General features: G+C 65.4%; 12 protein-coding genes and 2 pseudogenes. 11 read left to right on the top strand and 3 right to left on the bottom strand.

What is annotated here, in order from left to right:
* Positions 1–108 precede the first annotated feature (108 nt).
* The 7 genes from glpD (at position 109) to aauR (ending at position 8,528) form a co-directional block, all read left to right on the top strand.
* Positions 109–1,629, top strand: coding sequence for a glycerol-3-phosphate dehydrogenase (glpD, locus tag CSV86_RS02090; protein WP_009399776.1), 1,521 nt, complete (start codon positions 109–111; stop codon positions 1,627–1,629).
* Between the two features lie 382 nt (positions 1,630–2,011).
* Positions 2,012–2,932, top strand: coding sequence for a glutamate/aspartate ABC transporter substrate-binding protein (locus CSV86_RS02085; protein WP_009399777.1), 921 nt, complete (start codon positions 2,012–2,014; stop codon positions 2,930–2,932).
* Positions 2,933–3,077: 145 nt separating this feature from the next.
* Positions 3,078–3,824: an amino acid ABC transporter permease gene (locus CSV86_RS02080; protein WP_009399778.1), complete on the top strand. Its 747-nt coding sequence runs from the start codon at positions 3,078–3,080 to the stop codon at positions 3,822–3,824.
* The gene (locus CSV86_RS02075; RefSeq protein ID WP_009399779.1) at positions 3,824–4,495 is read left to right on the top strand and encodes an ABC transporter permease subunit; all 672 of its coding nucleotides are present in this window, start codon (positions 3,824–3,826) and stop codon (positions 4,493–4,495) included. Before CSV86_RS02080 ends, CSV86_RS02075 begins: the two co-directional genes overlap by 1 nt.
* A complete protein-coding gene (locus CSV86_RS02070) occupies positions 4,492–5,226 on the top strand; it encodes an amino acid ABC transporter ATP-binding protein (protein WP_009399781.1) in 735 nt (244 codons plus the stop codon). Before CSV86_RS02075 ends, CSV86_RS02070 begins: the two co-directional genes overlap by 4 nt.
* 63 nt (positions 5,227–5,289) lie before the next feature.
* Complete coding sequence (gene aauS / locus CSV86_RS02065) at positions 5,290–7,206, top strand: two-component sensor histidine kinase AauS (RefSeq protein ID WP_009399783.1); 1,917 nt, start codon at positions 5,290–5,292, stop codon at positions 7,204–7,206.
* The gene (aauR, locus tag CSV86_RS02060) at positions 7,203–8,528 is read left to right on the top strand and encodes a two-component response regulator AauR (protein ID WP_009399787.1); all 1,326 of its coding nucleotides are present in this window, start codon (positions 7,203–7,205) and stop codon (positions 8,526–8,528) included. Before aauS ends, aauR begins: the two co-directional genes overlap by 4 nt.
* A 20-nt stretch (positions 8,529–8,548) precedes the next feature.
* On the opposite strand, the gene CSV86_RS02055 is transcribed toward aauR, so the two are convergent.
* Positions 8,549–9,544: an alpha/beta fold hydrolase gene (locus CSV86_RS02055; RefSeq protein WP_037060430.1), complete on the bottom strand. Its 996-nt coding sequence runs from the start codon at positions 9,542–9,544 to the stop codon at positions 8,549–8,551.
* Positions 9,545–9,836: 292 nt separating this feature from the next.
* Here CSV86_RS02055 and CSV86_RS02050 point away from each other — a divergent pair, with 292 nt between their 5' ends.
* Positions 9,837–14,990, top strand: coding sequence for a dermonecrotic toxin domain-containing protein (locus CSV86_RS02050; protein ID WP_009399795.1), 5,154 nt, complete (start codon positions 9,837–9,839; stop codon positions 14,988–14,990).
* Positions 14,991–15,083: 93 nt separating this feature from the next.
* Positions 15,084–16,000 (top strand): annotated as a pseudogene (metR, locus tag CSV86_RS02045) (transcriptional regulator MetR).
* Positions 16,001–16,003: 3 nt separating this feature from the next.
* Here the strand turns inward: metR and CSV86_RS02040 are convergent.
* Together CSV86_RS02040 and CSV86_RS02035 are read right to left on the bottom strand one after the other, a co-directional pair.
* On the bottom strand, positions 16,004–16,642 hold the full coding sequence (locus CSV86_RS02040) for a LysE family translocator (RefSeq protein WP_009399802.1): 639 nt from the start codon (positions 16,640–16,642) through the stop codon (positions 16,004–16,006).
* Positions 16,643–16,745: 103 nt separating this feature from the next.
* Entirely contained in the window at positions 16,746–17,144 is a 399-nt protein-coding gene (locus CSV86_RS02035) for an NUDIX hydrolase (RefSeq protein ID WP_009399804.1), read from the bottom strand.
* A gap of 105 nt (positions 17,145–17,249) precedes the next feature.
* On the opposite strand from CSV86_RS02035, the pseudogene CSV86_RS02030 reads away from it, so the two are divergent.
* Positions 17,250–21,520: pseudogene (locus CSV86_RS02030) on the top strand (DEAD/DEAH box helicase).
* Between the two features lie 66 nt (positions 21,521–21,586).
* Entirely contained in the window at positions 21,587–23,206 is a 1,620-nt protein-coding gene (locus CSV86_RS02025) for an FMN-binding glutamate synthase family protein (RefSeq protein WP_009399809.1), read from the top strand.
* Positions 23,207–23,338 lie beyond the last annotated feature (132 nt).

Here is a 23,338-nt window from a genome sequence, read left to right as displayed (position 1 = left end):
ATTTTCTATGAAAAGCGACTGGTGGCGGGCTTTTTGTTCGGCTAACATTTTCGAATGTGAACATTAATGTTCAGAAAAGATATCAAACGACTTTCGAGAGGCCGTGCCGTGTCCCAGTCCAATGCTCCCACCCTTGCCGAAATCTATGATGTCGTCGTCATCGGTGGCGGCATTAATGGCGTCGGCATCGCCGCCGACGCGGCCGGACGCGGCCTGTCGGTGTTCCTTTGCGAAAAGGATGACCTTGCCAGCCACACCTCCTCGGCCAGCAGCAAGCTGATCCATGGTGGCTTGCGCTATCTCGAACATTACGAATTCCGCCTGGTCCGCGAAGCACTGGCCGAGCGCGAAGTGCTGCTGGCCAAGGCGCCGCATATCGTCAAGCCGATGCGCTTCGTTCTGCCGCACCGGCCGCACCTGCGCCCGGCCTGGATGATCCGCGCCGGCCTGTTCCTCTACGACAACCTCGGCAAGCGCAAGAAGCTTGGCGCTTCGCGCAGCCTGCGCTTCGGCCCGGAAAACCCGCTGAAGGCGGAGATCACCCGCGGTTTCGAATACGCCGATTGCGCGGTGGACGACGCCCGCCTGGTGACCCTCAACGCCATGGCCGCCCGCGAGCGCGGTGCGCATATCCGCACCCGCACCCGCTGCGTCAGCGCCAGCCGCCACGGCAAGCTGTGGAACGTGCAGATCGAACATGCCGATGGCAGCCTGCAAAGCATCCAGGCCCGTTCGCTGGTGAATGCCGCCGGCCCCTGGGTGGCGAAGTTCATCAAGGACGACCTGCAGCTCGACGCCCCCTATGGCATCCGCCTGATCCAGGGCAGCCACCTGATCGTGCCGAAATTCTACGAGGGCGAGCACGCCTACATCCTGCAGAACGAAGACCAGCGCATCGTCTTCTGCATTCCCTACCTGGAGCGCTTCACCCTGATCGGCACCACTGATCGCGAGTACAGCGGCGATCCGGCCCAGGTGAAAATCAGCGAAGAGGAAACCGGCTACCTGCTCAAGGTGGTCAACCAGCATTTCAAGCAGCGTCTCAGCCGCGACGACATCCTCCACACCTATTCCGGCGTACGCCCGCTGTGCAACGACGAATCGGACAATCCGTCGGCGGTAACCCGCGACTACACCCTGGCGCTGTCCTCCCAGGACGGCCAGGCGCCCCTGTTGTCGGTGTTCGGCGGTAAGCTGACCACCTACCGCAAGCTGGCCGAATCGGCCATGGCAGAACTGGCGCCGTGGTTCCCCCGGATGACCGCAAGCTGGACCGCCACTGCACCGCTGCCAGGGGGCGAAGGCATGAGCACACCGCAGGCGCTGTGCGACGAGATCCTCGCCCGCTTCGGCTGGCTGCCGGCGGCACTGGCCCGGCGCTGGGCGCTGACCTATGGCAGCCGCACCTGGCAGTTGCTGGATGGCGCCAAGGGGCCGGAAGACCTCGGTGAAGCCATGGGTGGCGGGCTGTTCGCGCGGGAAGTGGATTATCTGTGCCGGGAAGAGTGGGCCGTCTCGGCCGAGGACATCCTGTGGCGGCGTAGCAAGCTGGGGCTGTTCATGACCGAGGCTGAGCAGCAGAACCTGGCGGGTTATCTGCAACGCCGGGAATTGAACCAAGCTGCTTGATTTTTCAGTGCTGCTGAGGGCCCTATCGCTGGCAAGCCAGCTCCCACAGGGTCCGCGGCGCTGCCGACTCTGTGGGAGCTGGCTTGCCAGCGATGAGGCCCGAAAGACCGGCACATGAAACAAGATGTTTATAAGCCGTTCGGTTTCCCGAACGCCCTGCCCCGCACTATTCGGCCCGCCGTACATTCCAGCCTGTAAAACCTCCGTCAAAAACCTCTGCTACCCCTGTAGGACGGGCTTTGATGATCGAAATCACGGCCTGGCACGACTCATGCTCTACACTCACAACCCGGATGCGCCGTTGTACAAACGCAGCGGTCGCTGAACGAACGGCCGGCCAACGGCCTCATAAGAAAAACAAGCACACTTCGAGGAAAATTCGATGCGTATCGTTCGTCATCTGTTGGGCGCTGCAATCGCAGCCGCCGTGATTTCTTCCCCGGTCATGGCCGAAGAGCTGACCGGCACCCTGAAGAAGATCAAGGACTCGGGCACCATCACCCTGGGCCACCGCGACTCCTCCATCCCGTTCTCCTACCTGGCCGGCAAGCCGGAGCCAGTGGGCTACTCCCACGACATCCAGGTAGCGGTGGTCGAACACCTGAAGAAAGAGCTGAACGCTCCAGACCTCAAGGCCCGCTATAACCTGGTCACCTCCCAGACCCGTATCCCGCTGGTGCAGAACGGCACCGTCGACCTGGAATGCGGCTCCACCACCAACAACGTCGAGCGCCAGCAGCAGGTAGCCTTCTCGGTCGGCATCTTCGAAGTCGGCACCCGCCTGCTGACCAAGGTCAAGGACGGTCAACCCGCCTACAAGGACTTCCCGGACCTGGCCGGCAAGAACGTGGTGACCACCGCCGGCACCACCTCCGAGCGCCTGCTCAAGGCAATGAACGCCGACAAGCAGATGAAGATGAACGTGATCTCCGCCAAGGACCACGGCGAAGCCTTCAACATGCTGGAAAGCGGCCGCGCCGTGGCCTTCATGATGGACGACGCCCTGCTCGCCGGCGAAATGGCCAAGGCCAAGAAACCGAGCGACTGGGTCATCACCGGTACTCCACAGTCGTACGAGATCTACGGTTGCATGGTGCGCAAGGACGACCCGGCCTTCAAGAAAGCCGTGGATGACGCCATCGTCGCCCTCTACAAGTCCGGCGAGATCAACAAGATCTACGACAAGTGGTTCCAGCAGCCAGTGCCGCCAAAAGGCCTGAACCTGCAGTTCCCGATGAGCGACGAACTGAAGAAGCTGATCGAGAACCCCACCGACAAAGCCGCGGACGAAAAACAGTCCTGATCCACGCCTGATGCCGGACGTGGCTGATTCGAGCGTACGAATCAGCCGCACGGCCAACACTTAGTGTCTAACCTTTCCTCCGGGGGTGTCCGCGCCCCCGGAAGCTGGAAGGTGCCCGTGAAACGACTATCCGAGGGGAGACCCGATGAATTACAACTGGGACTGGGGCGTATTCTTCAAGTCCACCGGCGTGGGCGACGAAACCTATCTGGACTGGTATATCACCGGCCTGGGCTGGACCATCGCCATCGCCATCGCCGCCTGGATCATTGCCTTGCTGCTGGGCTCGGTGCTCGGCGTGATGCGCACCGTGCCGAACCGCTTCGTATCGGGCATCGCCACCTGCTACGTGGAACTCTTCCGCAACGTACCGCTGCTGGTGCAACTGTTCATCTGGTACTTCCTGGTGCCAGACCTGCTGCCCGAAGGCCTGCAGGAGTGGTTCAAGCAGGACCTCAACCCGACCACCTCGGCGCTGATAAGCGTGGTCATCTGCCTCGGCCTGTTCACCGCCGCGCGGGTCTGCGAACAGGTACGCACCGGTATCCAGGCCCTGCCCCGCGGCCAGGAAGCCGCCGCCCGGGCCATGGGCTTCAGCCTGTCGCAGATCTACCGCAACGTGCTGCTGCCCCAGGCATTCCGGATCATCATTCCGCCGCTGACCTCGGAATTCCTCAACGTCTTCAAGAACTCGTCCGTGGCCTCGCTGATCGGCCTGATGGAACTGCTCGCGCAGACCAAGCAGACCGCCGAGTTCTCCGCCAACCTGTTCGAAGCCTTCACCCTGGCGACGCTGATCTACTTCACCCTGAACATGGGCCTGATGCTGCTCATGCGCATGGTCGAGAAGAAGGTCGCGGTCCCCGGCCTGATTTCCGTGGGAGGTAAATGATGGAACTGGACTTCAGCGAAATCATCCCGGCGCTGCCTGCCCTTTGGGACGGCATGCTGATGACCCTGAAACTCATGGTCATGGGCGTGGTCGGCGGCATCGCCCTGGGCACCATCCTCGCCCTCATGCGCCTGTCGTCGAGCAAGCTGCTGGCCAACCTGGCGGGAGCCTACGTCAACTACTTCCGCTCCATCCCGCTGCTGCTGGTGATCACCTGGTTCTACCTGGCGGTACCGTTCGTGCTGCGCTGGATCACCGGCGAGGACACCCCGATCGGTGCGTTCACCTCCTGCGTCGTGGCGTTCATGATGTTCGAGGCGGCCTACTTCTGCGAGATCGTCCGCGCCGGCGTGCAGTCGATCTCCAAGGGCCAGATGGGTGCGGCACAGGCCCTGGGCATGACCTACGGCCAGACCATGCGCCTGATCATCCTGCCCCAGGCCTTCCGCAAGATGACCCCGCTGCTGCTGCAGCAAAGCATCATCCTGTTCCAGGACACCTCGCTGGTATACACCGTCGGCCTGGTGGACTTCCTCAACTCGGCCCGTGCCAACGGCGATATCATCGGACGCTCCCATGAGTTCCTGTTGTTTGCCGGCGCCGTCTACTTCGTCATCAGCTTCTCCGCTTCCTTCCTGGTCAAGCGTCTGCAGAAAAGGATAACCGTATGATTTCCATCAAGAACGTCAACAAGTGGTACGGCGACTTCCAGGTGCTGACCAACTGCAATACCGAGGTCAAGAAAGGCGAAGTGGTGGTGGTCTGCGGGCCGTCCGGCTCCGGCAAGTCGACCCTGATCAAGTGCGTCAACGCCCTGGAGCCCTTCCAGAAGGGCGACATCGTCGTCGATGGCACCTCGATCGCCGATCCGAAGACCAACCTGCCCAAGCTGCGCTCCCGCGTCGGCATGGTGTTCCAGCACTTCGAGCTGTTCCCGCACCTGAGCATCACCGAGAACCTGACCATCGCCCAGCGCAAGGTACTGGGCCGCAGCGAGGCGGAAGCGACCAAGAAGGGCCTGGCCCTGCTCGACCGCGTCGGCCTCGGCGCCCATGCCAAGAAACACCCCGGCCAGCTTTCCGGCGGCCAGCAGCAGCGCGTGGCCATCGCCCGGGCGCTGTCCATGGACCCGATCGTCATGCTCTTCGACGAACCGACCTCGGCCCTGGACCCGGAAATGGTCAACGAGGTGCTCGACGTGATGGTCGAACTGGCCAACGAGGGCATGACCATGATGTGCGTAACCCATGAAATGGGCTTCGCCCGCAAGGTCGCCAACCGGGTGATCTTCATGGACAAGGGCAGCATCATCGAGGATTGCCAGAAAGAAGCGTTCTTCGGTGACCCGTCGGGCCGCCACGAGCGCACCCAGCACTTCCTCAGCAAGATCCTGCAGCACTAAGCGGGCAGCGCCCGTCGTCCGGTTTCACGGACGGCGGGCGCTGGTCGTTACAAGGCCTCTGTGATGAAATGCGATCCCACGCTCTTTCGCCCAGCCAAGCCTGCCCTTGCCGTGAAACCCCGTCTGATCCGCCATCTGCTGATTCCGCCGCTGATCCTCCTGCTGACGATCGGCCTGGGCGTCGCCGGTTACCTGATCAGCGAACACAACGGCATCCGCACCTTGAGCGACAACGGCGAGCGCCAGCTCGAGCTGCACGCGCGCACGGTCGAAAGCGAGATCAGCAAGTACACCTACCTGCCCAGCCTGCTGGAGCTGGAAGACAGCGTGTCGAAGCTGCTCACCGAGCCGGACGGCGAGCACCGCCAGACCGTCAACGAATACCTCGAGGGCCTGAACCGCCGCAGCCGCAGCCGGGCGATCTTTGTCCTCGACACCACCGGCCGGGTCCAGGCCACCAGCAACTGGCGCGACGTCGACAGTTTCCTCGGTGAAGACCTGTCGTTCCGCGCCTATTTCCAGGATGCCGTGCGCGGCCAGCCGGGGCGGTTCTACGGCATCGGCAGCACCACCGGCGAACCCGGCTATTACCTGGCCCACGGCCTTGAGGAACACGGCAAGATCATCGGCGTCGCGGTGATCAAGGTGCGCCTGGAAACCCTCGAGGAACGCTGGCAGCGTGCCCGCTTGGAAGCGTTCGTCAGCGACGAGAACGGCATCATCATTCTCTCCAGCGATCCGGCCCGGCGCCTGAAGTCGGTGCGCCCGCTGCCTGCGGAAGTCAAGGAACGCCTGGCCCGCAGCCTGCAGTACTACTGGTTCTCGCTCGACGAGCTGCAACCGCTGGACCGCGAGAAACTCGGCGACGGCCTGGAGAAACTCACCTTCCCGGCCAATGCCCGGCTCGACGACGGCACCCATGAGGTCTCCTACCTGGCCCAGACCCGGCGCCTGGCCGATACGCCCTGGCACTTCACCCTGCTTACACCGCTGCAGGACCTGCGCCGCGAGTCGATCATCCAGGGCGTGCTGGTGGCCATCGCCTTCGCCCTGCTGACCATCCTCGCCATCGCCTGGAACGAGCGGCGCAAGGTGATCGCCACCCGCCTCGCCGCCCGCGAAGCCCTGGAAGAAGCCAACAACCAGCTGGAACGCAAGATCGCCGAGCGCACCGCCGACCTGCGGGCCAGCAACGACCGCCTCAAGGCGCAGATCCGCGAGCGGCGCCAGGCCGAACAAACCCTGCGCCATGCCCAGGACGAGCTGGTCCAGGCCGGCAAGCTGGCGGCCATCGGGCAGATGTCCACCAGCATCGCCCATGAACTGAACCAGCCGCTGGCGGCGCTGCGTACCCTGTCCGGCAACACCGTGCGTTTCCTCCAGCGCGGCTCGCTGGAGATCGCCAGCGCCAACCTGCTGACCATGAACGACCTGATCGACCGCATGGGCCGCATCACCGCCAGCCTGCGCTCCTTTGCCCGGCGCGGCGACGATCACGGCCAGGCCTCGCTGGCCAAGGCGGTGGAGGCCACCCTGCAGGTGCTCGCCGCGCGCATCGAGGCGTGCCACCTGAAGCTGCACAGCAACTACAGCGAACAGCAATTGAAGATCGACCAGACCCGCCTGGAGCAGATTCTCGTGAACCTGATCGGCAACGCCCTCGATGCCATGGCCGCGGTCCCGTTGCCGGAGCTGTGGCTGGAAGGCGACGTGCAGGATGGCAAATATCGCCTGCGGGTGCGCGACAACGGCCATGGCATCGACGACGAAACCCGCAAGCACCTGTTCGAACCCTTCTTCACCACCAAACCCGGCGAGCACGGCCTGGGCCTCGGCCTGACCCTGTCCGCCAGCCTGGCCGCCGCCGCCGGTGGCAGCCTGGGCGTCGAACATCCCGCCGGCGGCGGCACCGCATTCATCCTCAGCCTGCCGCTGCTCCAAGCCTCCACAGAATCCGCGGAACCCGCCGAGTCCCTATGAACACATCGCCCCTTACCGTCCTGATCGTCGAAGACGACCCGCATGTGCTGCTCGGCTGCCAGCAGGCGCTGGCCCTGGAAGATATCGTCAGCGAAGGCGTGGGCAGCGCAGAACAGGCCCTGGAGCGGATCGGCGACGACTTCGCCGGGATCGTCGTCAGCGATATCCGCCTGCCCGGCATCGATGGCCTGGAACTGCTGACCCGCCTCAAGGCCCGTGACAGCAGCCTGCCGGTGGTGCTGATCACCGGTCATGGCGACATCGACATGGCCGTCGGCGCCATGCGCAACGGTGCCTACGACTTCATGGAGAAACCCTTCTCGCCGGAACGCCTGGTGGACGTGGTGCGCCGGGCCCTCGAACAACGCGGCCTGGCCCGGGAAGTCTTCGCCCTGCGCCGCCAGTTGGCCGAGCGCAGCACCCTCGAAGGCCGCATCATCGGCCGCTCGCCGGCGATGCAGAGCCTGCGCGAGCTGATCGCCAATGTCGCCGACACCTCGGCCAACGTGCTGATCGAAGGCGAGACCGGTACCGGCAAGGAGCTGGTGGCGCGCTGCCTGCACGACTTCAGTCGGCGCCAGGGCCAGCCCTTCGTTGCCCTGAACTGCGGCGGGTTGCCGGAGAACCTGTTCGAAAGCGAAATCTTCGGTCATGAAGCCAATGCCTTTACCGGCGCCGGCAAGCGCCGTATCGGTAAGATCGAGCACGCCAACGGCGGCACGCTGTTCCTCGATGAAATCGAGAGCATGCCGATCAATCTGCAGATCAAATTGCTGCGGGTCCTGCAGGAGCGCACCCTGGAGCGCCTCGGTTCGAACCAGAGCATCCCGGTGGACTGCCGGGTGATCGCGGCCACCAAGTCCGATCTGGAGTCCCTCGGCCAAAGCGGCCAGTTCCGCAGCGACCTGTATTACCGGCTCAACGTGGTCACGCTGGAACTGCCACCGCTGCGCGAGCGCAGGGAAGACATCCTGCAACTGTTCGAGCACTTCCTCCAGCAATCCTCCCTGCGCTTCGACCGCGAAGCCCCGCAACTGGACAGCCAGACCCTGTCGCGCCTGATGAGCCACGACTGGCCGGGCAACGTGCGCGAACTGCGCAATGTCGCCGAGCGCTTCGCCCTCGGCCTGCCGGCCTTCAAGAAGGCCGGCGCCGCCACGTCGCAGGGTGTCGGCTTTGCCGAGGCGGTGGAAGCCTTCGAACGCAACCTGCTCAGCGACGCCCTGCAACGCACCGGGGGCAATCTCAGCCAGGCCAGCCAGGAGTTGGGCATGGCCAAGACCACCCTGTTCGACAAAGTGAAGAAGTACGGTCTGGGCTGAACGGACAGGGGCCGCTGGCACTAACGCTGGGCGATATGACGGATATCGTCGGCACGGTGTGATTGCAGGTACGGCAGCACCGCCCCCAGCAGCGCCGCCTTGAACGGCTCCTGGAAACGATGGGCCAGGCCGGGGATCAGGGCCAGCTGGCTGCCCTGGATATGCGCCGCCAGGTGCACGCCATGCATCACCGGCAGCAGCGGGTCGGCGGTGCCGTGCACGACCAGCGTCGGCACCCGCAGGCGATTGAGCAGCTCGACCCGGCTCGGCTCGGCGAGGATCGCCATGATCTGGCGTTTCACCCCGTCCGGATTGAAGGCACGGTCATAGGACTGCGCCGCCTGTTGCAACAGCACCCGACGATCATCCTGTACCTGCGGGCTGCCCAGCGCCGCCAGCAGATCGGCCTGCTGCTCGATGGCCACCTCGCGGTTCGGAGCGCTGCGCCGGGCCAACTGGCTTATCAGCGCCGGGCTTGGTGCCGGCAGGCCCTGGGCGCCGGAACTGGACATGATCAGGGTCAGGCTCTCGACCTTGTCCGAGGCCATGGCCGCCACGTGCTGGGCGATCATTCCGCCCATGCTCACGCCCAGGACATGGAAACGCTCCTGGCCCAGGTACGCCATCAGTTCCAGGCTGTCCTCGGCCATGTCTTCCAGGGTATAGGGCGCGCTCACCGACAGACCGAGACGGTAGCGCAACAGTTCATAGGCCAGGCTGGCGTCAGCCGGTGGCTGGTTCCAGCGCGACAGGCCGACATCACGGTTGTCGTAGCGAATCACCCGGAAACCCTGCTTGCACAGCGCCTCCACCACCTCGTCGGGCCAATGGATCAATTGTCCGCCCAGGCCCATGATCAGCAACAAGGCCGGATCAGTGGCGCGACCAACGCTTTGGTAAGCCAGGCTGACCTGCTTCAGTTGCGCCTGCTGGACAGGCGCATGCACATCGCAGCGCGGCGCCGCCCACGAAAAACAGGCGCATGACAGCGCCAGTAGAAATAAACAAACCCGCATGGAAAAAACACCGAAAACGAAATCCCCAGTAGAACGCGAGTGTGATGATGTTCGTGCCGGCGCGCTGCCACAGTTCGGTGACAATTTCGTGAACCCTGCCCAATGGCCTTGTGTTGCCTTTGCGGGCCCTATCGCTGGCAAGCCAGCTCCCACAGGGACCGCAGGCGCCGCAAAACCCTGTGGGAGCTGGCTTGCCAGCGATAGGGCCGGGAAGAACAACACATAACTACCGCCCTGCCCCTGATGGCTTGCCCTCAAATCCGCCTTCCCTGGCCCTCATAAGGACAAGCCCATGCTCGACACCCCGGACCACCCCCTCATGGACGTAGTTGATTTCGACCTGGCCCGCCATCTCGATACGCCCCGGCAACTGGACGAAAACCTGTTTCTCGATGCCAGCCGCACCCTGCAGCGCAGCCACCGGCGCCTGCTGGAGCTGCTGCGCGACGTTCCTACCATCGATACCGCGAAGACTCGCGACGAACGCGACCGCCAGTGGCAGGACTACTGGAGCGGTCGTGCCCCGCACACCGCCATCAGTCGCCTGGCCGACGCCGCCCGGCACTTCCGCCAGCATTTCCAGGCCGCTTGCATCCACGCCTTCGCCGAGGGCTGCCTGACGGTCGATCAGCTGTCGGACCTGCAGCACACCCGCCACGCCACGATTCCCCATGGCCGCCAGGTCTCCGGCAGCCAGCGTTCGCTGCCCGGCGCGCTGGTCATCGCCGGGCAGCTGCTCTACCTGCCCAGCCATAACCCCACGTTGCAGGCCTTCGACAGCGCTGACGCGCTGGAGCGGCATCTGCTACAACACCCCGGGCTGCTCCGCGACTGCCTCGGTATCGATCACGAAAGCGTTGCCGCGCCGCTGGACAGCGCCTTCAAGCGCCTGCTCGGCGCGGTGCGCTTGCGTCGTCTCGACGCCGATACCGCAGAAGCCGCCCTCGCGTTCGATAGCTGGCGCCTGAATACGCCCCTGCTGGCCGACGCCCCGCCGCGGCCTGCCTTTGACGATGCCGGGTCATCGCTGGCCGACAGCTTCGGCACCCTGTACCAGGACCTGCCCTTCAGCGCCCGGGTGGCCAAGGTCGAGCAACAGCTCGTCGCTTTCGAAAACCTGGCCGATGCCAATGCCGGGCAATTGCCCGCCAGCCTGCTCGATGCCCTCGACACCCTGGCCGGCGCCGAAACCGCCAGCTTCGCCGCCGCCTCGGCCCTGCTCGCACCGCAGGTGCCCGATCGCACCAGCAGCCACTACCTGGCCCTGAAACAGGCGCGTATCAGCGGCCTGCGCGCCGAAGCGGATATTCAGCAGGCAATGAACTTGCTGGATGCCGGCCAGCGCGCCCTGCTCGAAGCTGTACTGCTGGCGCCCCAGGCCGTACAGCGCCTGGACCCGGTGATCGTCGCCACGCTGTACCTGCAACGCCACGACCAGCCCGGCGTGCATGAGCTGGAAGGCGTTTTGCTGATCGGTCATAGCGATGACCAAGGGCAGCTGTCGGCCGCCCAGCCGCTATTGCTCTACTGGCCGGGCGCAGGCGGCGGCCTGCAAGGCTTCGCCTCACGCCAGGCGCTGGAACGGGAATTCTTCAGGATCGTGCCCGGCGAACACAGCCTTGGCATCCTGCCGCTGGCCGAAGATGCCTTCGATTACAGCCTCGCCCGGCAACTGTCCAGGTACGAAGCGGCACTGCGCGAGCTGCAGGCTGTCAGCACGGATGAAACCCTGGAGCCCGTCCTGCATGCCCTGCGCGAGGACACCCTGGAAAAACTGCGGGTGCCCACCCATGCCGCCCGCGACATGGCACGACAGCATCTGCTGGAACAGCACCGCACGCTGGCCCTGGCGCGTCAGGCCCCGGGCTGGCTCGATCGTCTGGATGCCAGCGAGCGCCAGCAGCTCAAGCAGCTCATCGAGGACTATCTGGCCGCCGTGCAACGTTCGCGCAATTACCTGTCCGGTGCCCTGCCCCTGCGCGGCGAGTTCGCCCGGCGGCAGGTTGCGGCGCGCCTGCGCGAGGCCTTCGCACTGAGCAGCGACGTGCAGGTGCAGCTCGATCTGCCGGACACCGTCACCTACAGCCGCGACCCGGTGCCCGGCTCCGGCGCGCCGGGGACGCCGTCGAAACTGATTACCGTCCCAAGCAGCGAGCGCAGCCGGCTGTACCTGGAAGACCTGGCCCTGCAGAACATCGATCTGCCCATGCAACAGCGCCTGCTGTTCATGCGCGTGCTGGTCAGTGGCGGTACCGGCGCCGAGCATCCCCGGGTTCTTGCCGGCATCACCCAGGACTGGCTGGAAACCTTGGTCAGCGACCTTGATGTGGCCGGGCGCTATGAACAGAAGATCCTCGCGGCCTTCATGGGCAGTACCAGCGAGTCGCCGTTCGCCGCCGAGTATCGCCAGCAATGCCTGCTCGACCCGCTGCGCCTGATGTTGCGCATCCAGGGCGAGGCCGCCCTGCGCCAGCAACGCATCGATCAGCAGGGCAAGGCGTTGCTCGATGCCGCCATCGACATGGGCAGCCCGCAGGTAAGCCTGGTGCCAGTGCTCCTGGCCAGCGGTGGTGACGATACCGAAGGCCATGCGGCCGGCCTGTCCGGCATCACCCTGATCCACGACGCCGACACTACCCTGCTGTATCTTCCGGACAGCCCGGACGGCCAGTTCCTGCGCCAGTTCGACAGCCTGGAGAGCGCGCGCCGGGCAGTGTTCCGCCTGTGTTTCGATACCTCCATGGCCCGGTACCTGGCCGGCCGTGCGCTGGCCGGTGATGTCGCGGCACATCTCGCCCGGATCGATGCGGCCTGCGTTCGCCAGTTCGACGGCATCATCGCCATCGGCCTGGCATGGCCTGCGACCACCTCCCTGGCCGCCCACCTGTGCGACGCGCACAAGGGCCGGCTGATCGTCGCCCACCGCTCCTCGTCACGCTCGCGCCATGACCTGTTCATGGAGCGCCATGCCCTGGAAAGCGGCATGGTCTTCAATTACATCAAGATGGCCTTAGGTGCGGTGCCCTTCGTCGGCACCCTGGTTGCCGCCTTCGACGGCTGGCTGGCGGCCAACGAGGCGGCGGCGGCCTTCCAGCGTGGCGACAACGGGGAAGCCCTGCAGCAGCTGGAATGGGTATTGATGTGCCTGCTCGACGGAGTGATGGACCTGCTGCCGGGCATCAGCGTCAACCCGGCCGCCCTGCGCCAGGTCACCCGCCAGCGCCGCCTCAACGGGCTCGACCGTCTCTCCTCCGGGCGCATCGCCGGGCGCACGGCGGTGCAGCGCTTCAGTGGCTACGAATATGCCGGCGAGCTGTCCCTGGCCGATGTCGCCCCGGCCAGCGAGGGTATCTACCGCAACATCTACCGGCACGAGCAGGGCGACTTCATCCTCAACCACGGTCGCCTGTACCAGGTGACGTTCGACGAAAGCCGGCATACCTGGCGCCTGCTCGGCAAGGACAAGGGTTACCGCCAGCCGATCGCCCTGGACGACAACGGCCAGTGGGACACCCATGGCGCGCTCTACGGCGTCAATGTGGTCAGTCCGGTCAATGGCGGCGGCAACGTGATCGGCCATATCGCCGATGGCCTCGATCCGCTGTGGCCGACGGTAATCCGCGATCGCCTGCCGCGCTGGTGGGTGGATGCCGGGCTGCGCCGCCTGCGTACCCTGCAAAGCAGCACCGACTACCAGTTGCGCGAGCTGCACCGCCTGAATCTGCAAACGGCCGATGCCCAGCGCCTGTTCAACCGCCTGACCGACGACGGCCAGCGCTATCGCCAGGCGGAGAAACTGGCCAACCACTTCGCCTACGAGCGGCAGATTGCCGAAAAGGTCTATCCGGAGCTGGAGGAGCTGGCGCAGCTCAGTGCCGGCAATAACCGCACCCGCGCCCGCGACCTGATGAGCCGGGTCGCCTGGCTGCAGGTCAATCGCTTGGCCAACGAACTCAACGGGGTCAAGCGCAGCGCCACGGAGATCCTCGACCAGGTCGACCGGCTCGTTGAACAGACCGCCAGCACACCTGCCACCGAGGTTTCCAGGCACCTGGAGATCATGAAGCGGCGCAAGGTCCTGCGGATCCAGGTGCTGGGCAAGCTCCAGGCCGTGGCCAACTACACCCATGCCATCGAGACCTGGAGCAAGCGCATCACCAATGCCACGCAAAAAGCCAAGGTTGCCGAGGATATCGCCTACGCACGCAACAACTTCAACCAGGCGACCTGCGACATCCTCAAGGTGCGCAACTACCTGGAAGTGATCAACCGCTATGAAACCGCCACCGACGAATCCTGGTTCTACCTGCAGATCCCCGTGGCGCAGGCGCGAACCGAGGTGGATCGCAGCCTCAACAACCTTTTCCATCTGCCGGCGGTACGCAGCAGCGGCGAGCAGCGCAAGCGCATGCTGGAAGCCTGCATCGATACCTTCGAGCGCTACAGCTATAACCTTCGGGCTTGGTCCACCAGCTACTCGCACTGCTTCGACCATGATTTCGTCGAGCCGCTGCTGGAGCATCTGCAATCGATCAGCGAAGTTGCCGAGCGCTGGAAACAGAAGATCCCCGAGCCTGTCACGAAGCCAGCACCCGGACCGGGACGCGGCCCGTCGGTAGCACGCAAGCTGTTCGAGACCGAGGACAACCAGTTCTTCATCGGCGTGGAGGAAGACGCTGGCGGCCCGCAACGGCGCATGACCATCAATCGGGTCAACAACGCTACCGAGGTCTATGTGCCTGGAAAAGCCGGACGCTGGCGTCGGCTCGATGAGCCGAACAACGCGAAGCCAGGCACGCCGGTGGACCTCGAGCGCCTGCTGCGCGAAGCCCGCGAGCGCCTGGACAAGCTGCCCGCCTATCAGGAAAAGATCGAAAGCTATGCTCGCAGCAACATGCTGCCACGCAACCTGGAGCACCTGTTCCTCAGCGAAGCCAACGAGCTGCGGATACGCGCCGAGCGTATTGCCGAGCAGGCTCCACAAGCCGAACTGCTCGACATGCTGCGGCGCAAGGCCGACGATCTGGTCAGCACCGGGCGCGCCCTGCGCATCCGTCAGTCGCTGACGAGCAAGACACCCAACGAAGGCGTCCTCGATTACCTGCTCGAACAAAAAGCCGTGGATATTCGCAAGATCGGCACCCTGACCAAGCTGCCCAAGCGCATCGATGGGCAACCGGATTTCCTTCTGGAGTACGAGATCCGCGACCTGACCCAGGGCCAGCCCTACAGCCTGTGGTATGCGCATTTCCACTACCAGAACCAGACCCCGGGCTTCGAGCGCTTCACCAAGGCCCACCTGAAGATTGCCGAGCAGCGCCGTCTCGGCCTGCAATGGCAACTGGCCCAGGGCGAGGGCGCCGAGCGTATCTGGCGCGGTGATATCGGTCGGCCGATGGCGAAAAAGCACTTCGCCGAGCTGTTCCGTCAGCCGGCCTCGCAATAGCCGTTCGGGCAGCGCCGGTCGACAGCCGGCGCTGCATGAGACAAACTCACCGGCATTCTGTTTTCCTTAAAGATTTCTCATGGAGAATGCCGGGTGCTGGAAATCCGCCATCTGAAAACCCTGCACGCCCTGCGCGAAGCCGACAGCCTGGTTGAAGCCGCCGAGCGCCTGCACCTGACCCAATCGGCGCTGTCGCACCAGTTCAAGGAGCTGGAAGAACGCCTGGGCATGCAGCTGTTCGTGCGCAAGACCAAACCGATCCGCTTCACCAGCGCCGGCCTGCGCCTGCTGCAATTGGCCGATGCCACCCTGCCGTTGCTGCGCGGCGCCGAACGGGATATCGCCCGCCTGGCCGGCGGCACCGCCGGGCGCCTGCACATGGCTATCGAATGCCACAGTTGTTTCCAGTGGCTGATGCCGACCATCGACCAGTTCCGCGATGCCTGGCACGAAGTCGAACTCGACCTGGCCTCGGGCTTCGCCTTCGCCCCGCTACCGGCCCTGGCCCGCGGCGACCTCGACCTGGTAGTGACTTCCGACCCGCTGGACCTGGCCGGCATCACCTACGTGCCGCTGTTCACCTACGAGGCCATGCTCGCCGTGGCCAACCAGCACCCCTGGCCAGCAAACCCTACGTGGTACCGGAAGACCTGGCCAAGGAAACCCTGATCACCTACCCGGTGGAGCGTGATCGCCTGGACATCTTCACCCGCTTCCTCGAACCTGCGGACGTCGAGCCGGCGCAGGTGCGCACCGCGGAACTGTCGGTGATGATGATGCAACTGGTGGCCAGCGGCCGGGGTGTCTGCGGCATGCCACACTGGGCGCTGCACGAATACAGCTCGCGAGGCTATGTGAAGGCCAAGCGCCTGGGTGAGAAAGGGCTGTTCGCCACGCTCTACGCGGCGGTGCGCACCGATATGCTCGATGCGCCGTATATGCGCGATTTCCTGCTGACCGCCAAGGACACTTCGTTCTCCACCCTCGACGGCGTCAGTGCCGTGCGCTGAGGCTCAGGCCAGCTTGCGCTGCTCCTGCACCAGGCGCAGCGCCAGGGCAGCGAGGACGAAGCCCATCACATAACGCTGCAGCATCAGCCACAGCGGATAGCGCATGAACCAGGCGGAAATGCCGGCGGCGAACAGGGCGATCAGCAGGTTGACGGTAAAGCTCACGCTGATCTGGGTGATGCCGAGGATCAGGCTCTGCGCCAGCACCGAGCCGTGTTCCGGGGTGATGAACTGCGGCAGGATCGACAGGTAAAACATCGCCACCTTGGGATTCAGCAGGCTGGTCAGGAAGCCCATCAACACCAGCTTGCGCGGCGAGTCCGGTGCCAGTTCGCGGGGTTCGAAGGGCGAACGGGCGCCGGGTTTCACGGCCCGCCAGGCCATCCACAACAGATAGGCTGCGCCGCCCCAGCGCAGCAGGTCGTAGCCCAGGGGCACGGCCATGAACAGCGCGGTCAGGCCGATGGCTGCGGCGGTCATATGGATCAGGAAGCCGGCGACCACACCGAGCAAGGACGTCACCCCGGCCATGCGGCCCTGGCAGATGGAGCGGGAGATCAGGTAGATCATGTTCGGCCCCGGGGTCAGGACCATCAGCAGGGCGGCGCCGGTGAACAGCAGCCAGTCGTTGAGGGGGATCATCGGGTGCACTCCTTTGCAGTGGGTTCTTTGTTGTTCTTCAGGGCCTCATCGCTGGCAAGCCAGCTCCCACAGGGATCGCATGTGGCTTGCCAGCGATGGTGGTTTAGTCACCACAATACAGCGGCAGGATCAAATCCCGGGTCAACGGCGCCAGTTCCAACGCCCCGGCACTCACGCCATCCACCCACACCGCCTCTTCGATTTCCGCAGCCGGCACTACCTCGGCACTGGTTTCCACCCGAAACAGCTCGCACACCACCTCGAACCCCGGCTCGTTCGCCGCCGGCGCGCTGAAGTTGCCGAGATAATTGGCCTGCGCTTCGTCGATGCGCAACCCCAGTTCCTCGAACAATTCCCGGGCCAGCGCGCTCACCGGCGCTTCATCCGCCTCGATCTTGCCGCCGGGCTGCATGAACGCCAGGGTGCCGCGCTTGCGCACCAGCAGGGTCTGCCCGCGCGGGTCGATCAACAGGGCGGCGGCGATTCGGATGGTCTTGCTCATGGAAACAGCTCACAACGATAGAAAGACGCGCAAGGATCCCATGCCCCTGCCACAACTGACCAGTGGCACCTTGCAAGCACCGAACAAAGGCCGCATAAACAGCGAATGAATCTTCCTGCCCTCGATCATCCGGTACTGGACGCCTTTCACCCGGCCGTGCGCAGCTGGTTCCGCCGCAGCTTTGCCACGGTCACCGCCGCCCAGGCCCGCGCCTGGCCGCTGATCCAGGCTGGCCGGTCGCTGCTGGTGGCGGCGCCCACCGGCTCCGGCAAGACCCTCACCGCCTTCCTTGCCGTGCTCGACGAACTGTTCGAACAGGGCCTGGACAACCACGGCCAGTTGCCGGACGAAACCCTGGTGGTCTACGTTTCGCCGCTCAAGGCGCTGTCCAACGATATCCAGATCAACCTGCAGAACCCGCTGGCAGGGATCAGCGCCGAACTGGAACGCGACGGCCTGCCGCTGCCGCACATCCGTACCGCCGTGCGCACCGGCGACACGCCGCAGAAAGAACGCACGGCGATGCGCCGGCAGGCCCCGCATATCCTGGTGACCACCCCCGAGTCCTTGTATGTGCTGCTGGGTTCCGAATCCGGGCGCAAAGGCTTGCAGACCGTGCACACGGTCATCGTCGATGAAATCCACGCCATCGCCGGCAACAAGCGCGGCAGCCACCTGAGCCTGACCTTGGAGCGCCTGGAAGCCCTGTGCCAACGGCCGTTGCGGCGCATCGGCCTGTCGGCCACGCAACGTCCGCTGGAGCGTGTCGCGCAGTTCCTGGTCGGCGCCGGGCGCCCCTGCGCTATCGTCGATATCGGCCATGCCCGCAAGCGCGACCTGGCCATTGAACTGCCGCCGCAACCGCTGGGCGCGGTGATGGCCAACGATGTCTGGGACAGTGTCTACGACCGCCTCGCCGTACTCGCCCGCGAGCATCGCACCACGCTGGTTTTCGTCAATACCCGGCGCCTGGCCGAGCGCTTGGCCCGCCATCTGAGCGACCGCCTCGGTCGCGAAGCCGTGGCCGCGCACCATGGCAGCCTGGCCAAGGAAGCCCGCCTGGAGGCGGAGCAACGCCTCAAGCGCGGCGAGCTGCAGGTGCTGGTGGCGACCGCCTCGCTGGAACTGGGCATCGATATCGGCGAGGTCGAACTGGTCTGCCAGATTGCTTCGCCGGGCTCCATCGCCGCCTTCCTGCAAAGGGTCGGGCGCTCCGGGCACCACGTGGAAGGCACGCCCAAGGGCCGTCTGTTTGCCATCAGCCGCGACGACCTGATCGAGTGCGTGGCCCTGCTCGACTGCGTGCGCCGTGGCGAACTGGACGAGGTGGTGATCCCCCGCGCGCCGCTGGACGTGCTGGCCCAGCAGATCATTGCCGAGGTCAGTTGCCAGCCCTGGCCGGAACAGGCGTTGCTCGACTGTTTCCGTCGCGCCCAGCCCTACGCCGGGCTGGATGAAAAACACTACGTGGCCTTGCTGCGCATGCTCGCCGAGGGCTACAGCGGCCGCCAGGGCGTGCGCGGCGCCTATCTCCATCGCGATGCGGTAAGCGGCGAATTGCGTGGCCGCCGCGGCAGCCAACTGACCGCCCTGACCAGCGGCGGCACCATCCCCGACAACGCCGACTATGCCGTGCTCCTGGAACCCCAGGCGCTGAACATCGGCAGCGTCAACGAGGACTTCGCCGTGGAAAGCATCGCCGGCGATATCTTCCAGCTCGGCAACGCCTCGTACCGCATCCTGCGGGTCGAGCCGGGCAAGGTGCGGGTCGAGGACGCCCGGGCCTGCCACCGAACATTCCGTTCTGGCTTGGCGAAGCGCCGGGACGCAGCGACGACCTGTCGCGTGCCGTGGCCCGCCTGCAGGCGGAGATCGACCAGCGCCTGCAAGACAGCGGCGGCCGTGAACAACCGTTGCTCGACTGGCTCGCCGCCACGCTCGGCCTCGGCCCCGACAGCGCCGGGCAATTGCTGGATTACCTGGGCCGCACCCGCCAGGTGCTCGGCGCCCTGCCGTCCCAGGACACCCTGGTGATGGAGCGTTTCTTCGACGAATCCGGCGGAACCCAGCTGATCATCCACTCGCCGTTCGGCAGCCGCATCAACCGCGCCTGGGGCCTGGCCCTGCGCAAGCGTTTCTGCCGCACCTTCAACTTCGAATTGCAGGCGGCGGCCAGCGAGGACGCGATCATCCTGTCGCTATCGGCCGGCCATAGCTTTCCCCTCGAAGAGGTCTGGCATTACCTGCCCAGTGCCACGGCCGAGCACATCCTGATCCAGGCGCTGCTCGATGCGCCGCTGTTCGGCGTGCGCTGGCGCTGGAACGCCGGGGTTGCCCTGGCCCTGCCGCGCTTTGCCGGCGGCAAGCGCATCGCCCCGCAGATCCAGCGCATGCGCAGTGAAGACCTGACCGCGGCGGTGTTCCCCGACCAACTCGCCTGTCTGGAAAATATCGCCGGAGAACGCGAGGTGCCGGATCACCCGCTGGTGGAGCAGACCCTCGACGACTGCCTGCACGACGCCATGGACGCCGAAGGCTGGCTGGCCCTGCTGCGGCGTATCGAAAGCGGCGCTATCCGCCTGGTGTGCCGCGACCTGCCGGCGCCCTCGCCGCTGGCCGCGGCGATTCTCAATGCCCGGCCCTATGCCTTTCTCGACGATGCACCGCTGGAAGAACGGCGCACCCAGGCCGTGCTCAACCGGCGCTGGAGCGAGCCGCAAAGCGGCGATGAACTGGGCGCGCTGGACCGCGATGCGATTGCCGCCGTGGCGACGGAGGCCTGGCCGACGCCGAACGGCAACGACGAGATGCATGAAGCGTTGATGACCCTGGGGGCGATCAGCGCCGAAGAGGTGGCGGCCAACCCGGGCTGGGCAGAGTGGCTGGACGCGCTTGCCAGGGCGGGGCGTGCCTGCCGGGTTGCCGGGCTGTGGCTGGCGCGGGAGCGACTAAACCTGTTGCTGGCTGTCTATCCCGGGTCCAGCGTCAAACCCGCGGTGCCCCTGCTGCCGGGCTTCGATGAGGTCATCGACCCGGACAGCGCCGCCCTCGAACTGATCCGCGCCCGCCTCGGCGCCTTCGGCCCGCTGACAGCGCCGCAGATCGCCGCGCCGCTGCATCTGCCGCTGTCTGCGGTGAACCAGGCCCTGGCCCGGCTGGAAGGCGAAGGCTATGTGCTGCGCGGCCGGTTCCACCCCGACCAACCCGATGAACAATGGTGCGAACGCCATCTGCTGGCGCGCATCCATCGCTACACCATCAAGCGCCTGCGCCGCGAGATCGAACCGGTCAGCCTGCAGGACTTCATGCGTTTTCTCTTCGACTGGCAGCACCTGTCCACGAGCGCACGCCTGCAAGGCAACGCGGCGCTGGGCGAAGTGCTGGAACAGTTCGAAGGCTACGCGGCGGCAGCCGGCTCCTGGGAAAGCGACTTGCTGCCGGCACGGCTGAGCGACTACAACCCGCGCTGGCTGGACGAAGCCTGCCGCGCCGGCAAGTTCGCCTGGGCCCGGCTCGGGCCTTCGGCCAAAGTGGCGGCCAGCACCTTGCGCAGCACGCCGCTGGTATTGCTGCCGCGCAGTCGCCTGGGGCTTTGGCAGGGGCTCGGGCCAGCGTTCGACTTCGACGCCCTGTCGCCTCGCGCGCAGAAGGTGCATGCCGCGCTGAGCCAGTATGGCGCGCTGTTCTTCGACGAACTGCGCGACGAGGCCCGGCTGCTTCCCACCGAACTGGAGAACGCCTTGCAGGAGCTGGTTGCCGCCGGGCTGGTCAGTGCCGACAGCTTTGCCGGATTGCGCGCGCTGATCACGCCGGCCAGCAAGCGCCAGGCCCACGGCAGCCGGCGCGGACGCGGGCCACTGTTCGGCGGCATGGATGATGCCGGGCGCTGGGCCCTGTTGCGTCGGGGCAGCGCCGAGCGCGAGGACACCCATGAACATGTCGCCCGCGTGCTGCTGCGCCGCTACGGCGTGGTGTTCTGGCGCCTGCTGGAGCGCGAGGCCGACTGGTTGCCGAGCTGGCGCGAACTGCTGCGCACGTTCCACCGTCTCGAAGCCCGTGGAGAGATCCGCGGCGGGCGCTTCGTCAGCGGACTGGCCGGGGAGCAGTTCGCCTTGCCGGAGGCCATTGCGGTGCTGCGCGGGGTTCGGCGGAGGCCGCTGGATGGCAGCCTGGTGGTGGTCAGCGGCAGCGACCCGCTGAACCTCAGCGGCAGCCTGCTGCCCGGCAGCAAGGTCCCGGCGCTGGCGGGCAACCGCTTGCTGTATCGGAATGGCGTGCCGCTGGCGGCGCTGGTGGCGGGGACGGTGCAACTGTGGCCGGAGGTGGATGGGCAAGATGAAAGCCTGCTGCGGGAGCGTCTGATCCGGGGCATGTGACTGGATACAATTCCACATCCGCTATATGGTTTACGGCTTGCCTGACGTGCCCCACAAGGAAACCGTATGAGCCTGTCACTCCTGAGCCGCTACGCCTTCTTCGTTGCCTGCGTCATCTTCACCCTCGCCTGCCTGCCTTTCCTCCGGCACGACTGGCTCTGGCCGTTCGCCCTGGCCACCGGGGTGCTGAGCCTGATCGGTGTGTTCGACCTGCTGCAGAAGCGCCACGCGGTGCGGCGCAATTACCCGATCCTCGGCAATATCCGCTATCTGGTCGAGGGCATTCGCCCGGAGATCCGCCAGTACCTGCTGGAGGCCGACAGCGATGCCCTGCCGTTTTCCCGGGCGCAACGCTCGCTGGTGTATGCCCGGGCCAAGAACGAGCAGTCGGACAAGCCGTTCGGCACGCTGATCGATGTGTATCAGTCCGGCTTCGAGTTCATCGGCCACTCCATGCGCCCGGCGCCGCTGGCCGACCCCACCGCGTTCCGCGTGATTGTCGGCGGGCCGCAGTGCACCCAGCCGTACTCGGCCTCGGTATTCAACATCTCGGCGATGAGCTTCGGCTCGTTGAGCGCCAATGCCATTCGCGCCCTCAACCTCGGTGCCAAGCTGGGCAATTTCGCCCATGACACCGGCGAGGGCAGTATCAGCCCCTATCACCGCGAACATGGCGGCGACCTGACCTGGGAACTGGGTAGCGGCTACTTCGGTTGCCGCACCGCCGACGGTCGTTTCGACCCCGAGCGCTTCGCCGCCCAGGCCCGGGACCCGCAGGTGCGCATGATCGAAATCAAGATGAGCCAGGGCGCCAAGCCCGGCCACGGCGGCATCCTGCCCAAGCACAAGGTGACCAGGGAGATCGCCGAGACCCGCGGCATCATGATGGGCGAGGACTGCATTTCGCCGTCACGGCACAGCGCGTTTTCCACGCCGATCGAGATGATGCAGTTCATCGCGCAATTACGTGAGCTGTCCGGCGGCAAGCCGGTGGGCTTCAAGTTCTGCCTGGGCCATCCCTGGGAATTCATGGGCATCGCCAAGGCCATGCTGGAAACCGGCATCCTCCCGGACTTCATCGTGGTCGACGGCAAGGAAGGGGGTACCGGCGCGGCGCCGGTGGAGTTCACCGACCATATCGGCGTACCACTGCGCGAGGGCCTGCTGTTCGTGCACAACACCCTGGTCGGGCTCAACCTGCGCGACAAGATCAAGCTCGGCGCCAGCGGCAAGATCGTCAGCGCCTTCGATATCGCCAGCGTCCTGGCCATCGGCGCCGACTGGGCCAACTCGGCACGGGGCTTCATGTTCGCCATCGGCTGCATCCAGTCGCAAAGCTGCCACACCAACAAATGCCCGACCGGGGTCGCCACCCAGGATGGCCTGCGCCAGCGCGCCCTGGTGGTGCCGGACAAGGCCGAGCGGGTATTCAATTTCCACCGCAACACCCTCAAGGCCCTGGCGGAAATGCTTGCCGCCGCCGGCCTCGATCATCCGTCGCAACTGGAGGCCAAGCACCTGGTGCGGCGCATGTCGGCTACCGAGATCAAGCTGTTCTCCCAGTTGCATGTGTTCCTCAAACCGGGAGAACTGCTGGGCGGCGAGGTCAGCGGCGAGTTCTACCAGCGCATGTGGCGCATGGCGCGGGCAGACAGCTTCGAGCCGCACAGCGAAGCGGCGGCCTGAGAGACATTCAGTAACATCCCTCCGTTGCAATCGCCGTCGAAACTGCCCACCCTCCGCGCCGTCGATCGGTTATGACCGACGGCGCGGAACCGGGGATCACTGCGCTCGATCCTCTACTGAAATACCCTTCGC

Source organism: Pseudomonas bharatica CSV86, from assembly GCF_000319305.2.
Lineage (GTDB): Bacteria > Pseudomonadota > Gammaproteobacteria > Pseudomonadales > Pseudomonadaceae > Aquipseudomonas > Aquipseudomonas bharatica.
This window is presented reverse-complemented; position numbering and strand designations above follow the sequence as displayed.

Bases quoted from the DNA above. Each gene is read 5' to 3' on its own strand.
- CSV86_RS02075 (WP_009399779.1), top strand. From the start codon at position 3,824: ATGGAACTGGACTTCAGCGAAATCATCCCGGCGCTGCCTGCCCTTTGG.
- CSV86_RS02055 (WP_037060430.1), bottom strand. From the start codon at position 9,544: ATGCGGGTTTGTTTATTTCTACTGGCGCTGTCATGCGCCTGTTTTTCG.
- CSV86_RS02080 (WP_009399778.1), top strand. From the start codon at position 3,078: ATGAATTACAACTGGGACTGGGGCGTATTCTTCAAGTCCACCGGCGTG.
- CSV86_RS02070 (WP_009399781.1), top strand. From the start codon at position 4,492: ATGATTTCCATCAAGAACGTCAACAAGTGGTACGGCGACTTCCAGGTG.
- CSV86_RS02025 (WP_009399809.1), top strand. From the start codon at position 21,587: ATGAGCCTGTCACTCCTGAGCCGCTACGCCTTCTTCGTTGCCTGCGTC.
- aauR (WP_009399787.1), top strand. From the start codon at position 7,203: ATGAACACATCGCCCCTTACCGTCCTGATCGTCGAAGACGACCCGCAT.
- aauS (WP_009399783.1), top strand. From the start codon at position 5,290: ATGAAATGCGATCCCACGCTCTTTCGCCCAGCCAAGCCTGCCCTTGCC.
- CSV86_RS02050 (WP_009399795.1), top strand. From the start codon at position 9,837: ATGCTCGACACCCCGGACCACCCCCTCATGGACGTAGTTGATTTCGAC.
- CSV86_RS02035 (WP_009399804.1), bottom strand. From the start codon at position 17,144: ATGAGCAAGACCATCCGAATCGCCGCCGCCCTGTTGATCGACCCGCGC.
- CSV86_RS02085 (WP_009399777.1), top strand. From the start codon at position 2,012: ATGCGTATCGTTCGTCATCTGTTGGGCGCTGCAATCGCAGCCGCCGTG.
- CSV86_RS02040 (WP_009399802.1), bottom strand. From the start codon at position 16,642: ATGATCCCCCTCAACGACTGGCTGCTGTTCACCGGCGCCGCCCTGCTG.